The sequence below is a fragment of the Sorangium sp. So ce426 genome (assembly GCF_051475585.1).
Classification (GTDB): Bacteria; Myxococcota_A; Polyangia; order Polyangiales; family Polyangiaceae; genus Sorangium; species Sorangium cellulosum_B.
This window is the reverse complement of record NZ_CP150341.1, coordinates 97,024-111,408: the sequence shown is the minus strand read 5'-3', so window position 1 is coordinate 111,408 and position 14,385 is coordinate 97,024. Positions and strand designations below refer to the sequence as shown.

Here is a 14,385-nt window from a genome sequence, read left to right as displayed (position 1 = left end):
GTTTAGCAGGATGCGGGCCAAGGCATGTCCCCTCACCTTCCGCGCGTTTTCCCTAGGGGATCGACGTACTTCTTTCGTTCCTGAAACCAGCGACTTCAATCGTGATATCCCCGACGCTGCCGGAGCCCCCTCCAGGCGTGGTGCGGCCGGCCGACGTCGGACGCGTGAGGCACGAACGACGCAACGAACGATGCAACGAACGACGCCGACGAGCGCCGAAGCGCGCTCGCGACACACACGCATCATGGGTCCGCGCAACAACTGACATCGCGGCCCGCCCGTGTCGTCGGGCACCGCAGAGGAGAGCGCACCATCGCGGGCTGGCCGCGGAGCGCATCAGCCCGCCGCTGGACGACGCGTCGCGCAGCGATCCCGGCCCGCCGGGGGCGAGGGGCCGCCGCTTGAATCGCCCGCGCGCGGCGCGCCCATGAGCGGCGTTGACATCACGGCCAGGCTTGCTCCAATGCGAACGCCCGCTCCGCGCCGTTCAAACGAGGAGGCATCCGATGCGGCACTTCCTGACCACGATGGACTACACCCGCGCAGAGATCGAGGGCCTCCTCGAGCGCGCGCAGCGCTTCAAGCGGCGGCCGATCGAGCCGCGCCTCAAGGATCGCACCATCGCGCTCGTCTTCTTCAACCCATCGCTGAGGACGCGCACCTCCTTCGACGTCGGCATCCGCGAGCTCGGCGGCCACGCCGTCGTGCTCGAGCCTGGCCGGAGCGCCTGGCCCATCGAGTTCGAGGAAGGCATCGCGATGGATGGCGAGCCGGAGGAGCACATCCAGGAGGTCGCCCGCGTGCTCTCCCGCTACGCCGACCTCATCGGCGTGCGCGCGTTCCCCAAGTTCCAGCGCTGGGAGGACGATCGCCAGGACAAGGTGCTCCAGGGCTTCGCCCGCCACGCCACCGTGCCGGTCGTCAACCTGGAGACCATCACCCACCCCTGCCAGGAGCTCGCGCTCGCGCTCGCCATGAAGGAGCGCCTCGGCCGCCTCGACGGCAAGAAGTTCGTCCTCACCTGGACGTATCACCCGCGCCCGCTCAACACCGCGGTCGCCAACTCGGCCGTCCTCATCGCGTCCAAGCTCGGCATGGACGTCACCCTTCTCTGCCCCAGCGAGGAGTACCACCTCGACGCGCGCTACCTCGACGCAGCCAGGAAGAGCGCCGAAGGCAACGGGCAGAAGCTCTCGATCACCTACGACATCAAGTCCGCCTACGAGGGCGCCCACGTCGTGTACGCGAAGAGCTGGGGCGCGATTCCCTACTTCGGCCGCTGGGAGCAGGAGAAGCCCATCCGCGACAAGAACAAGCACTTCATCGTCGATGAGCAGAAGATGGCGCTCACCGCGGGGGGGCTCTTCTCCCACTGCCTGCCGGTCCGGCGCAACGTGAAGGTCACGGACGCGGTGATCGACTCGCCTGCATCGATGGTCATCGACGAGGCAGAGAATCGGCTGCATGTCCAGAAGGCCGTGATGGACGTGCTGGCCAACGGGTGGTGACAACGATGGGCTCGACGCAAGACGTCATCGTCCGCCTGCTCAGGAACCTCGGCAGCCGCAAGGAGGTCGAGCAGTACCTGAAGCAGTACGCGGCCGTCGATCAGCAGAAGTTTGCGATCATCAAGGTCGGCGGCGCCATCCTCGACGAGGACCTCGAGGCGCTCGCGACCTCGCTCGTGTTCCTCAACCAGGTCGGGCTGTACCCCGTCGTCATCCATGGCGCGGGGCCGCAGCTCGATCGGGCGCTCGCCCAGGCGGGCATCCCGACGGAGCGGGTCAATGGCCTGCGCGTCACGACGCCCCGCATCCTGGAGATCGCCCGCCGCGTCTTCCTCCGCGAGAACCTGCGGCTCGTCGAGGCGCTCGAGGAGATGGGCACGCGCACGCGGCCGATCACGGCGGGCGTCTTCGAGGCGTCGCTGCTCGACGAGCCGCGCCTCGGGCTGGTGGGCAAGGTGGAGCGCGTCCATGTCGACGCGGTGAGGTCCAGCCTCCGCGCCGGGCACCTGCCGATCCTGGCCTGCCTCGGGGAGACGCCGGGCGGGCAGATCCTCAACATCAACGCCGACGTCGCCGCGCGCGAGCTCGCGCTCGCCACGCAGCCGTTCAAGATGATCTTCCTCACGAGCACGGGCGGCCTCCTCGACGAGCACGGGCGCATCATCTCGGCCATCAACCTCGAGGAGGATTTCGCGGGCCTCATGGCCCAGCCCTCGCTGAACGGCGGCATGCGCCTCAAGCTGCAGGAGATCAAGCTCCTGCTCGACGGGCTGCCGGCGACCTCCTCGGTCTCGATCACATCGCCGGATCACCTGGCGAAGGAGCTCTTCACGCACACGGGCTCTGGCACGCTCGTCCGCCGCGGCGAGCGGATCCTCCGGCACGACACGCTGGACGGCATCGACCGCGACCGGCTTCGCGATCTGCTCGAGGCGTGCTTCCTGCGGAAGCTCGACGAGCACTACTTCGACAAGAAGCCTTTCTATCGCATCTACCTGTCCGACTCCTACCGGGCGACGGCGATCCTCACGCTCGACCCGGGCGGGAGGGCCCCGCTCACTCCGTACCTCGACAAGTTCGCGGTGACCTCGGAGGCGCAGGGCGTGGGGATCGGCGGCTCGCTCTGGACGCGGATGAAGAGCGAGAACCCGAAGCTGTTCTGGCGCGCCCGGAACGGCAACGAGATCAACCCCTGGTATTTCCAGCAGGCCGAGGGCAGCTACCGCAACGAGAACTGGACGGTGTTCTGGTACGGCCTGTCGAGCTTCGACGACATCCGCGCCTGCATCGATCACGCGCTGTCCTTGCCGGCGACCCTGCGCCAGCACGGCACGATCTGACCCGCCCTCACCCGCCGTGGCGAGGGCGCCTCGCCGCCCTCGCGCTCACGGCGGGTCGCCGCCGCCGTCGTTCTCCGCCTCGTCGAGCGGATCGATCGCCTCGTCCGTCGCGGGGCCCGGCGGGCGCGACGCCGGCCGCGGGCGCGACGCCGGCGGCGGGGCGCTCGACCTCTTCTCGCCGCCGCGCGCCTTCAGCGTCCGCCGCGGCGCTCGCTTCGGCTTCGCGGGCGCGCCGAGCGCCTCCGGGTTGCGGGGCTTCTTGAGCGCCCGAGGCGGCAGGAGCTCCGCGTCGACAGCGACCTTCTTCGCCATGAAGATCGCGGCGTCGAGCCGGTAGAAGCTGCGCTTCCGGTAGAACTTGAGGGCGCCGTCGTTGTTCTCGGCCACCTCCAGCACGAGGTGGGTGCAGCCGTGGATGCGCGCGAGGTGCTCGAGCTGCTCGAGCATGAAGGCGCCGACGCCGCGGCCCTGGTACTCGGGGTGGACCGCGAGTTCCTCGACGAACAGCGGGCGCATGTCGTGCTTCGTGAAGTAGCGCTCGTTCATCCAGTTATCGGTCCCGGTGATCTCGAACGCGCACTCCGCGTAGCCGACGATCTCCTGACCATGCGCCGCCCGGACCTCGAAGAGGAGCTGCTCGACCCCTTCTTCTTCGTAGACCTCGAGGAACCGCTTCTTCGAGCGAGGCCGCTGGTATTCGACCGTCTCCCGGTTGACGTCGCGGAACACCTTCTTGAGGAATTCCCAGACCCGGTTCAGGTCGCGCCGGTGGATCCGGCGCACGTAGATGAGGCTCTCTTCCCCGGCGGCGCGGGTGCTCGACTCGGCCTTGCTCATCGCCGCGCCCAGTCTACAGGACGAACGCGGCCGGGGCACATGGGGTAAATGGCTCGCGGGGTGGTGGGGCGGCGGGGGCGCGCGCCCCCGCCGTGCAACCAAGGGACTAACCCTGCTGAGCGTGCGGCCCGATCTGCGCGAGGCGCGCGTTGATCACGTCCCAGTTCAGGCCCGAGAGCACGTTGGCCACATAGTCCGCCTTCTTGGTCTGGTAGTCCGCAAAGTACGCGTGCTCCCAGGCGTCGATGGCGACCATGATATGCGTGTTCGCGAACAGACCGACATCGTGCTCGGTCCGGACGAGGTTATTGAAGAGCTTCTGCTCCTGGTAGTCGTACACGAGCACCGTCCAGCCGTGCGCGCTCAGGAGCGACGCCTTCGCGTCGGCCAGCCAGGCGTCGAAGCTGCCGAACGACGCCTCGATGAGCTTCTTCGACTGGGCGCTCGGCTGCGTCGAGCCGTTGCCGATGTTCTCGAAGTACAGCTCGTGGAGCACCGTGCCGTTGAAGGCGACCGGCTCGCGACGCTTCAGCTCGCTGTACGCGTTGTACGAGTAGTTCGGCGCGCTGCGGTCGGCCTTGCCAAGCTGCTCCCAGATCTCGTTGAGCTTCTTCACGTAGCCCTGGTACAGCGTGAAGTGCGCCTTGAGCTGCAGGTCGCTCAGGCCCTTGGCGTTGCCGCCGAGGAGGTTGTCGAAACTCTTGGGTTCGCGGGACATGGTGCCTCCTGAACGAGTACCGCAAGCAGTGCGTGCCGCGGGGTCAGGTGGCCGCTCTACCGCCGCCGCTCTCTGGTAGCAACCCTGCCGTGCGACGTGACACACCGCCGACTCACGACGCCATCGGGCCTGACCTTCCACGCAGGAAACTCCGGACGCCGGCTCGAGCCGCGCCGTGATCCCGCGCAGGACGCCACGCCCCCCGCGCGCTGCAGGGCGCCGCGCCCGAGCTGGCCCGATCGGCCGGCGCGCGCCCCAAAAACCTCGTGAAACGTTGAACGCCGCCGCCGTTTCGGTCGATACTCCTCGTGCTTGCTGTTCCTTCGCGCAGGGAGGCGACCTCGTTCATGCCGGCTCGTACACAGGGGACCCATCCGACGGCCGCGCTCGCGGCGGCGCTGTGCCTGCTCGGCGCAGCGGCGCGCGCCGAGGCGCAGGAACCCGCGAGACCCGAAGGCTTCGCGCTCGACAGGTTCCAGCCTGCACCCGCCGGCGACAGGATGTTCGGAGTCCAGTCCGCCTACACGGCAGGAAGCGCCGCACCCCACATCATGCTCCTCGGCGATTATGCCCAGGATCCGCTCGTGTTGCGGCGGTTGTCGGGGAACGAGGAGCTCGGCGACGGCAAGGTCGTCGGCAGCCAGCTCCTGCTCCACCTGAGCGCCTCGCTCTCTCTGTGGGAGCGCCTCACCGTGAACATCGATCTGCCCATCGCGCTCCAGTCGGGCGACGGCGGCGCCGCCTCCGGCGCCTTGCTGCCGCCGCCGACCAGCAGCGCCCTCGGGGATCTCCGGCTCGGCGCGCGCGCGACGCTCCTCGGCGGCTACTTCGATCCGTTCCAGCTCGCCCTCGGCGGCTACGTGTGGCTGCCGACCGGCGACCCCAAGGCGTATTCGGGCGACGGCAGCGTGCGCGGCGGTCCGCAGCTCATCCTCGGCGGCCACCTGGATCGCGCGGTGTGGTCGCTCGCCGCGGGGCCGGAGTTCCGGTCCACGAAGCAGTTCGCCAACGTCGAGCAGGGGATGACGGTGCACTGGGGCGCCGGCGTCGGGCTGCTGCTCGACGACGAGCGACGCCTGCAGATCGGCCCCGAGATCACCGGCGCGATCACGGTCACCGACGTCCAGCAGCGCACGACCAACCTGGAAGCCCTGCTCGGCGGGCGCTACCGCTTCGCGGACGACTTCGAGGCCGGGCTCGGCGTGGGCCCCGGCCTCACCCCCGGCGTCGGCACGCCCTCGTTCCGCGCGGTGGCCATGGTCGCCTACTCGCCCGAGGTGAAGCCGCCCGTGAAGGACCAGGACGCCGACGGCATCGCCGACGTGGACGACGCGTGCCCGCACACCGCGGGCGTCCGCAGCCCGGATCGCACGAAGAACGGCTGTCCGCCGCCCAAGGACGCGGACCACGACGGCATCACGGACGACGTCGACGCCTGCCCCGCCGTGGCCGGCGTCGCCTCGCCGGACCCGAAGAAGAACGGCTGCCCGCCGCCAGGGGACCGCGACAAGGACGGCATCACGGACGACGTCGACGCCTGCCCGGAGCAGGCCGGCCCGGCGAACGACGACCCGAAGCAGCACGGGTGCCCGCCGCCGCCCGATCGCGATGGGGACACGGTCCCCGACGCGTCGGACGCCTGCCCGGATCTGCCCGGCCTCGTCACGACCGACCCGGCCACGAACGGCTGCCCGGGCGACACCGACGGCGACGGCATCCGCGACGACAAGGACGCCTGCCCGAACGAGAAGGGCAAGCCGAACGAAGATCCGACGCAGAACGGGTGCCCTGTCGCGGTCCGGGTGACCGAGACCGAGATCGTCATCCTGCAGCAGGTGCAGTTCGACATCGGCAAGGCGACCATCCGTCCGGTGAGCAACGAGCTGCTCGAGGAGGTCGCCGGCGTGCTCAAGGACCACCCGGAGATCCTCAAGATCGAGGTCCAGGGCCACACGGACGACCGCGGCACGCGCCAGTTCAACACGAAGCTGAGCCAGGCCCGCGCGGAGTCGGTGCTGAAGGCGCTCGTCGAGCGCGGCGTCGCGGCCCAGCGCCTGCAGGCGAAGGGCTACGGCCCCGACGTCCCGATCGCGGAGAACAAGACCGAGGCGGGTCGCCAGAAGAACCGGCGCGTCCAGTTCAACATCATCGAGAAGGAAAAGAAGCAGCCCTAGGCTGGAGGCGTCGATGACAAAGCGATTGGCATTCACGGGGCTCACCGGCGCCGCGCTGCTCGGGGCGCTCTCTGGGACCGCGAGCGCGGCTCCAGTCCTGCGGGTCCAGGTGGCGCAGCGGGGTGATTTCGTCCTCATCGGCAACACGCTCGCGCACGATTGCGCGCAGTCCACGCTCGCGCCGCTTTTGGGCACGGTCGGGACGTGCGGCACGCCCGAGACGCTGGAGGACTCGGCGCCCGACGTCTACTGGTGGGGCGACAGCCCCCTCGCCGGGCAGGCCGAGGCGAACAACAACGTCGATCCCGCGGCTGCCCGCAGCACCGCGGTCCTCAGCCTCCCCGCGGGCGCGCGGGTGACCCACGCGTACCTCTACTGGACGGTGAGCCGCGACAGCGGCACCTCGGCCGATCTCACCGTGACCCTGGATCGGCGGAGCGGCCCCACTTCTACCGTGACCGGTACGCTCTCGGGCCAGACGGAGATCTTGGGTCTCGCCCACGCCCAGGTCGTCGCCAACGTCACGTCGATCGTGCAGGCGCGCGGCGCGGGGGCGTATCGCCTGAGCGGGATCTCCAACGGGACCGATCTGGACAGCGTGAGCCAGCAGGCCGCGTTCGCCGGCTGGTGGATGGTCGTGCTTTATGAGCTGACGACCGCGCCCGCGCGGAACCTCGCCGTCTTCGACGGGCTGGATCAGGTGATCACCGGCATGCCGGTGCGGTGGAAGGTCTCGGGGTTCGTCGTCCCCCCGGTCGGGGGCCAGGCGAAGGTCGGCGTCATCGGGTACGAGGGAGACAGCTCGACCGGCGACGCGATCGAGTGGAACGGGACCGCGCTGTTCGACGCACAGAACCCGGCGAACAACTTCTTCAACAGCTCCCGCTCGTTCCTCGGCGCGCCGATGTCCTCGGTGGGCGATCTGCCGAGGCTCACCGGCGGGCCGCTGAGCATGAGCGGCATCGACATCGACGTGACGCAGGTGCCGGCCAACCTGCTCAGGGCCGGCGACACGGAGGCCAATGTCGGGGCGGTCGTCAACGGCGCCGACAGCTACCTGTTCGGCGGCCTCATCACGTCGGTGCCGACGCGCCTCCCGGATCTCTCCACGTCGACCAAGTCGGTCCTCGATCTCAACGGCGGCGGCGTCACGCCTGGCGACACGCTCGAATACACGATCCTCGTCGCCAACACCGGGGATGACGACGCCGCGGTGGTCGTGCTGAACGACCCGCTGCCCGCCGGGGTCACCTTCGTGCCGGGCTCGCTGGAGATCGCCTCGGGCCCGAACATGGGCGGCATGACCGACGCGCCCGGCGACGACGAGGGCGAGTACGTCGCCGGATCGAGGACGGTCCGCGTCCGGCTCGGCGACGGCGCCGACGCGGCCCAGGGCGGGTCGCTCGGCGTCAGCGAGACCACGACGGTGCGGTTCCGCGTGACCATCGATCCGGGCACGGGCGGCGAGATCGCGAACCAGGCCATCATCACAGGGCGGAGCCCCGCGGGAGGCGCTGCCCAGGACTACCCGACGGACGGCAACGGCGCGGAGCCGGGCACGCCGCCCACGGAGATCCTCGTCGACAGCGACGGCGACGGGCTGAGCGACGGCGACGAGAACTTCGCCGGCACGGACCCGAACGACGCCGACACGGACGACGACGGCGTGAGCGACGGCGACGAGCAGCTCTGGGACCGCGACACCGACGGCGATGGCCTCATCAACGCGCGGGACGTCGACAGCGACGACGACGGGCTGCTCGACGCGACAGAGATCGGCTTGACGGACTGCGATGGTCCGGGGACGGACGCGCGGGCGGGGCACTGCGCGCCCGACGGCGATGCCGGAGCGACGACGACCGACCCGCTCGACGCGGACACCGACAACGGCGGCGTGCTCGACGGCTCGGAGGACGCCAACCTGAACGGCGTGCTCGACGCGGGCGAGACCGACCCCGCGGCCGGGCACGGCGCCGACGACCAGCGCGCCGACGCCGACAACGACGGGCTCGGCGACGATCTCGAGGAGACGCTCGGCACCGATCCGAACGACGCCGACAGCGACGACGACGGCGTGCGCGACGGCGACGAGCCGAACCCGACGGACGACAACGACGGCGACGGGCTGATCAACCCGCTCGACGTCGACAGCGACAACGACGGCCTCTTCGACGGGACCGAGCTCGGGCTCGGCTGCGACGGCCCGGGCACCGACGCGACGGCGGGCGACTGCGCTGCCGACGGCGACGCGGGCGCCACGAGGACGTCGCCGCTCGAGGCCGACACGGATCGCGGCGGCGCGAGCGACGGCTCCGAGGACGTCAACCTGAACGGCGCGCTCGACGCGGGCGAGACCGACCCCCGTTCCGGTCATGGAGACGACGATCCGCAGAACACGGACACCGACGACGACGGGCTGAGCGATGCTCTCGAGGTCTCGCTCGGCACGGACCCGAACGACGCCGACACCGACGGTGACGGCGTCCGCGACGGGCTCGAGCCGAACCCGGCGGACGACACGGACGGCGACGGGCTCCTCAACGCGCTCGACGTCGACAGCGACAACGACGGCCTCTTCGACGGGACCGAGCTCGGCCTGGACTGCAACGGACCTGGCACCGCGCCGTCGCGGCGCTGCGCCCCGGACGAGGACGCCGGCGCCACGAAGACGTCGCCGCTCGACGCGGACACGGACGGCGGCGGCACGAGCGACGGCTCCGAGGACGCCAACCTGAACGGCGTCGCGGACAACGGCGAGACCGACCCGACCCGCGGGCGCGGCGACGACGACGGCGACAACGACGACGCGGACGAGGACGGGCTGAGCGACGATCTCGAGGAGACGCTGGGCACGGACCCGGACGACGCCGACTCGGACGACGACGGCGTGCAGGACGGGCAGGAGCCGAACCCGGCGGACGACGCGGACGGAGACGGGCTCATCCACCCCCTCGACGTGGACAGCGACGACGACGGGCTCTACGACGGGACCGAGCTCGGCCTCGCCTGCGAGGGCCCCGGCACCGACGCGGACGCCGAGCACTGCACGGCGGACGGGGACAGCGGGGCCACGAAGACGTCGGCGCTGAGCCGTGACAGCGACCGGGGCGGCGCGACCGACGGCTCGGAGGACGCCAACCTGAACGGCGTGCTCGAGGCCGGCGAGACGGACCCGACCGCCGGCCACGGCGACGACGACAGCCAGAACGCCGACGGAGACGCCGACGGGCTGAGCGACGATCTCGAGGTGTTCCTCGGTTCGGATCCGGAAGATCGCGACACCGACAACGACGGCCTGCTCGACGGCGAGGAGCCGAACCCCAGCGACGACGGCGACGGCGACGGCCAGGCCGACGTCCTGGACGCGGACAGCGACGGCGACGGGCTCTTCGACGGCACGGAGGCGGGGAAGGACTGCGCGGACCCGGACACCGATGCCGTGGCCGAGAGCTGCACGCCCGACGCCGACGGCGGGACCACCACGACGAGCGTGGTGAATCCCGACACCGACCGCGGCGGCCAGAGCGACGGCGAGGAGGACCTGAACCACGACGGCAAGGTCGACGAGGGCGAGACCGATCCGAACGACGCCGGGGACGATCTCGGCGATCGCGACGGCGACGGCCTCTCGAACAGCGAGGAGACGGCGCTCGGCACCGATCCGGACGACGCCGACAGCGACGACGACGGCGTGATCGACGGCGAGGAGGTCGAGCCTGGCGTCGACACGGACGAGGACGGGAAGATCAACGCGCTCGATCCCGACAGCGACGGGGACGGGCTCTTCGATGGGACCGAGCTGGGCAAGGGCTGCTCGCACGAGGACACCGACGCCGACGCGGCCACCTGCGTGCCGGACGGCGACGACGGGGCGACGACGACCTCGCCGACGCAGGCCGACACCGACGGCGGCGGGGCGAGCGACGGCGAGGAGGACACGGACCACGACGGGGTGGTCGACGGGGGCGAGCGCGATCCGAACAACCCCGCGGACGATCAGCCCGCGGAGTGCGAGCAGGACAGCGCTTGCGGCGCCGGGATGGTGTGCGACGAGGCCACGCAGGAGTGCGTCCCGGGTTGCCGCAACCCCGACAGCACGATCGGCCCGTGCACCCCACCGCTCCCCGGTGAGGGCGTCGTGGTGGAAGGCGGCGGCTGCGCCTGCACGGTGGGCGCAGAGGGCGACGGCAGCCGCTCGGCGCCGTGGGCCCTGCTCGCGGCCGGCGCCTGCGCCGCCGTGCTGCACCGGCGCCGCCGGCGCAGCTGAGCTCTCCCCCCGGGCGGCGCCCCCCGCGCCGCGCAGGAGGGGGCGCCTGTGCTACAAGTCAGCGGAATGATTATGCTTTTATGCGAGGCGCGCCCGCCTGCGGGGCGCCTCCGCCTGCGGCGACCGATGCGCCGCGGGTTGCCATCGGCCGTCCGTGGCCTAACGATGTTTTCCCACGGGAGAGTGCATCTTGCCCCGACCTTCTGATTCCGTCGTCCGCGCCATCACGATGGATGGCGCTTTTCGCGTCATCACGGCGCTGACCACCGAGACCGTGCGGGGGGCCGTCGCGGTGCAATCTGCGACCGGCGCGACCGCGCAGCGGCTGGGAGAGCTGATCACCGGCGCCATCCTCGTGCGCGAGGCGATGGCGCCGAACCTGCGGGTCCAGGCGATCGTCAAGGGCGCGGCCGGTCACGGGACCCTGGTGGCCGACTCGCACCCGGACGGCACGAGCCGCGGCCTGGTCAACCTGGGCAAGGGGGCCACGGCGGAGAGCGCGGTGGAGATCGGCGGAGGGTCGCTGCTGCAGGTCATGCGCACGCTGCCGAGCGGCATGCTCCACCAGGGGGTCGTCGAGATCCCGACCGAGGGCGGCATCTCCGCGGGCCTGATGACGTACATGCAGGAATCGGAGCAGGTCGTCTCGATGATCGCGGTGGCGACGCTGATCGGCGCGGACGGCGTCGGCGCTTCCGGCGGTTACCTCGTGCAGCTGCTCCCGGAGGTCGAGCGCGGTCCGCTCATGGTGATGACCGAGCGGCTCAAGGACTTCGAGCGCCTCGACGAGGTGCTGGCGCACGAGGGAGCCTCGGCGGACGTGCTGCTCGGGGAGCTGCTTTACGGCATGCCGTTCTCACGGCTCGAGGACTCTCCGCTCAGCTTCAGCTGTCGATGCAGCGAGCTCCGGGTGATGGCCACGCTGGCGAGCCTGCCGCGGAGCGACATCGAGGAGATGGTCACGGACGGGAAGGTCCTCGACATCCGCTGCGATTATTGCGGCAAGGATTACCAGCTGTCGCCGTCGCAGCTCCGCTCGCTGCTGACGACGAGCTGAGCCGCCGCGCCTGCGCGCGGCCGGCGGGCCGCGCGCCCACGCACGGGGTCACGGGGGCTCGCGAGGCGAGAGGCCGCGGATCACGAAGGCGATGACCCGCTCGATCTCCGCCTCGTCGTCCCACGCCGCATCGGGGGCGATGTACACGCGGTGGACGATGTACCCCACGAACGCCGAGGCGACGCAGCGGATGACGAGGGGCGGCGGCCACCCGACGATCTGCCCTTCGCGCTGGAAGTGCTCGATCAAGGTGATCCCCTTCTCGAGGAGCGGCCCGAAGACCCTGCCGGCGATGCCGAGCCGCAGCTCGGCGTCGAACGGCAGCTCCTGCGCGAGGATGCGCACCAGCTGCGGGTGCGCGCGCACGAAGGCGATGCGCTCGGCGAGGAGCGCCCGCAAGAACGCCTCGAAGGTCGGGTACGTCGCGTCGAAGAGCGGGTCCATGGAGCGCGCCAGCGCGGGCCCGACGAGCCGCTCGACGGCGGGACCGATGACGCCCAGGAGGAGGTCCCGCTTGCTCGGGAAGTACTTGAAGATCGTCGCCTCGGCGACCCCTGCGCGCCGCGCGATCTCCTTGGTCGCGGTGCCGTGGAAGCCCTGCTCGGCGAAGGCGGCCACCGCAGCGTCGACGATCTTCTTCTGCGCCTCGGTCAACGTGTCGTGCGGGCGCGGGCGTCGGCTCATTCGTGTCCTCTCTCCTCGACATCTAGCAGCGCCGCGCGGCGGCTCGGGCGCGCTGGGGGCGGCGGGCGCTAGGCGGCCTCGGCCCTGCGGGTGAAGAGCCGGTCGAGCGCCTGCCTGAGCTCGCGCTCGTCGAGCGGATCGCAGCGCACGCCGACATAGCCGTCCGGCCGGACGAGGACGGCGGCTGCCGCCTCGACGCCGTACGCCGCGTGGGCGCGCCCGCCCGGATCTGCGTACCCTCCGGCCTCGGGCGCGCTGATGACAAGCACCTTGAGATCCGGCCGGCCGAGCTCCGCGGCGAGCCGCCGGACGTGCCCGTGCGCCTCGGCGTTCGCGCGGCCCTGGGGTGGACCGGCGAAGAGCAGCAGCGTGGATTCGGCGCCGCGCATCAGCTCGAACAGGTGGACCTGCTGTCCCGCCGCGCCGCGCAGCGAGGCGTCTGGCGCGCGATCTCCGGCGCGGGGCCCGCGCTCCGGCGGGTGCCCGATCTGGATGGACAGCGGGCTCTTCCGGTATCGGATCTTGAGCTGCGAGACGAACCCCAGTATCCGGCGTTGCACGGCGGCGACGCCGATGGCGCGGGTCATCAGGCGCGGCGCGACGACGCGCAGCGCCCGGCCCATGAGACCGTGTCCGGCCATGAGCCCGAAGAGGCGGTCTGTGAAGTCGATCAGCCGGCGCGCGACGGGCAGCCGCTCCATCTCGTAGGTGTCGAGCAGCCACGCTGGCATCCTGCCCTGCTCGACGGCCGCGAGCTTCCACGCCAGGTTGTACGCGTCCTGGATTCCGGTGTTCATCCCCTGCCCGCCGGCCGGGCTGTGGATGTGCGCCGCGTCGCCGGCGAGGAACACGCGCCCCTTGCGCAGCCGCGTGGCGACGCGGTGGTGCAGCCGGTAGCGCGAGAGGACGATCGCCTTCTGTACCCTGAAGGGCGTGGGGATCATCGAGCGCATCACGCCTTCGAACTCCTCGAGCGAGAGCGACGCGCCGCGCGCCGGCGACGCTTCGGGCAGGATAAGGACGATCCGGAACCGGTGGCTTCCGGGCACGGGGAAGGCCGCTGCGAGGCCCCGGCGCGAAGGGCTGATATAGATGTCGCCGTCCGGCAGCGGCCAGTCGATGACGAGGTCGCCGAGCATGCAGTGATCGTCGTAGGTGTCGCCCTCGAAGGCGATGTCTGCGCCCTGGCGGACGGCGCTGCGCGCGCCGTCGCAACCGAGGAGCCACGTCGCGCGCACCACCTCGGTGTTCCCGTCGACCCTGCGGAGAGTGCATGTGACGCCGGCGCTGTCCTGGGTATAGGAAGCGAGCTCGACGCCGCGCTCGACCGTCACGCCCAGCTCCGAGAGGCGCGACTCGAGGACGCGCTCGGTGTCGAACTGCTGGATGACGAAGATGCCCGGAACGGGCGTGGAGAGCTCCGGGAAGTCGAAGATCGGCAAGCGTGCGCGCTGGCCGTTCGAGAGGAGGACGTTGAGCCCTCCGACGCGCGTGGCGCGCGCCATCGCGGCGTCTGCGATCCCCATGCTGGTGAAGATCTCCATGGTCCGCGTCTGCACCACGAGCGCTCGCGAGTGATCCGGCGGGGGCTCCAGTGCCTTGTCCACGATCCGCACTGCGAGCCCGCGCCGAGCAAGCTCTCCGGCCATCGTCAAGCCCGTCGGACCTCCACCGACGACCAGCGCATCCACAGCTTCTGTCATAGGCCGCCTCCGGATTGGTGAGTGAGCATTCACTCACCTTATGTGAGGGCCCCCTTCGGTTGGCAAGGCATCAAGGCAAATATGTCTCACATCGGCA

Annotated in this window: 9 protein-coding genes; 5 read left to right on the top strand and 4 right to left on the bottom strand. The window is 70.7% G+C overall.

All coding sequences use genetic code 11. The features are described 5' to 3' along the window. Window positions 1-506: 506 nt before the first annotated feature. The gene (locus WMF44_RS00430) at window positions 507-1,508 is read left to right on the top strand and encodes an N-acetylornithine carbamoyltransferase (protein WP_437297138.1); all 1,002 of its coding nucleotides are present in this window, start codon (window positions 507-509) and stop codon (window positions 1,506-1,508) included. Window positions 1,509-1,513: 5 nt separating this feature from the next. Beyond that, the gene (locus tag WMF44_RS00425) at window positions 1,514-2,848 is read left to right on the top strand and encodes an acetylglutamate kinase (protein WP_437297137.1); all 1,335 of its coding nucleotides are present in this window, start codon (window positions 1,514-1,516) and stop codon (window positions 2,846-2,848) included. Between the two features lie 45 nt (window positions 2,849-2,893). Here WMF44_RS00425 and WMF44_RS00420 read toward each other — a convergent pair whose 3' ends face one another. After that, entirely contained in the window at window positions 2,894-3,685 is a 792-nt protein-coding gene (locus tag WMF44_RS00420) for a GNAT family N-acetyltransferase (RefSeq protein WP_437297136.1), read from the bottom strand. Window positions 3,686-3,791: 106 nt separating this feature from the next. Further along, window positions 3,792-4,403 carry a superoxide dismutase gene (locus WMF44_RS00415; protein WP_012232705.1) on the bottom strand — a complete coding sequence of 204 codons (612 nt, stop codon included), beginning with the start codon at window positions 4,401-4,403 and terminating at the stop codon, window positions 3,792-3,794. Window positions 4,404-4,750: 347 nt separating this feature from the next. Between WMF44_RS00415 and WMF44_RS00410 the strand changes: the two genes are divergently transcribed. From WMF44_RS00410 to WMF44_RS00400, 3 genes are all read left to right on the top strand, one after another. Next, complete coding sequence (locus tag WMF44_RS00410) at window positions 4,751-6,577, top strand: OmpA family protein (protein WP_437297135.1); 1,827 nt, start codon at window positions 4,751-4,753, stop codon at window positions 6,575-6,577. A 13-nt stretch (window positions 6,578-6,590) separates the two neighbouring features. After that, window positions 6,591-10,844 carry a hypothetical protein gene (locus tag WMF44_RS00405; RefSeq protein WP_437297134.1) on the top strand — a complete coding sequence of 1,418 codons (4,254 nt, stop codon included), beginning with the start codon at window positions 6,591-6,593 and terminating at the stop codon, window positions 10,842-10,844. A gap of 190 nt (window positions 10,845-11,034) precedes the next feature. Beyond that, a complete protein-coding gene (locus WMF44_RS00400; protein WP_437297133.1) occupies window positions 11,035-11,901 on the top strand; it encodes an Hsp33 family molecular chaperone HslO in 867 nt (288 codons plus the stop codon). A gap of 48 nt (window positions 11,902-11,949) precedes the next feature. Here the strand turns inward: WMF44_RS00400 and WMF44_RS00395 are convergent, their stop codons facing one another. Together WMF44_RS00395 and WMF44_RS00390 are read right to left on the bottom strand one after the other, a co-directional pair. Then, window positions 11,950-12,585: a TetR/AcrR family transcriptional regulator gene (locus WMF44_RS00395; RefSeq protein WP_437297132.1), complete on the bottom strand. Its 636-nt coding sequence runs from the start codon at window positions 12,583-12,585 to the stop codon at window positions 11,950-11,952. Between the two features lie 68 nt (window positions 12,586-12,653). Continuing rightward, complete coding sequence (locus tag WMF44_RS00390) at window positions 12,654-14,288, bottom strand: FAD-dependent monooxygenase (RefSeq protein ID WP_437297131.1); 1,635 nt, start codon at window positions 14,286-14,288, stop codon at window positions 12,654-12,656. Window positions 14,289-14,385 lie beyond the last annotated feature (97 nt).

Bases quoted from the DNA above. Each gene is read 5' to 3' on its own strand.
- WMF44_RS00405 (WP_437297134.1), top strand. From the start codon at position 6,591: ATGACAAAGCGATTGGCATTCACGGGGCTCACCGGCGCCGCGCTGCTC.
- WMF44_RS00395 (WP_437297132.1), bottom strand. From the start codon at position 12,585: ATGAGCCGACGCCCGCGCCCGCACGACACGTTGACCGAGGCGCAGAAG.
- WMF44_RS00390 (WP_437297131.1), bottom strand. From the start codon at position 14,288: ATGACAGAAGCTGTGGATGCGCTGGTCGTCGGTGGAGGTCCGACGGGC.
- WMF44_RS00420 (WP_437297136.1), bottom strand. From the start codon at position 3,685: ATGAGCAAGGCCGAGTCGAGCACCCGCGCCGCCGGGGAAGAGAGCCTC.
- WMF44_RS00430 (WP_437297138.1), top strand. From the start codon at position 507: ATGCGGCACTTCCTGACCACGATGGACTACACCCGCGCAGAGATCGAG.
- WMF44_RS00410 (WP_437297135.1), top strand. From the start codon at position 4,751: ATGCCGGCTCGTACACAGGGGACCCATCCGACGGCCGCGCTCGCGGCG.
- WMF44_RS00425 (WP_437297137.1), top strand. From the start codon at position 1,514: ATGGGCTCGACGCAAGACGTCATCGTCCGCCTGCTCAGGAACCTCGGC.
- WMF44_RS00415 (WP_012232705.1), bottom strand. From the start codon at position 4,403: ATGTCCCGCGAACCCAAGAGTTTCGACAACCTCCTCGGCGGCAACGCC.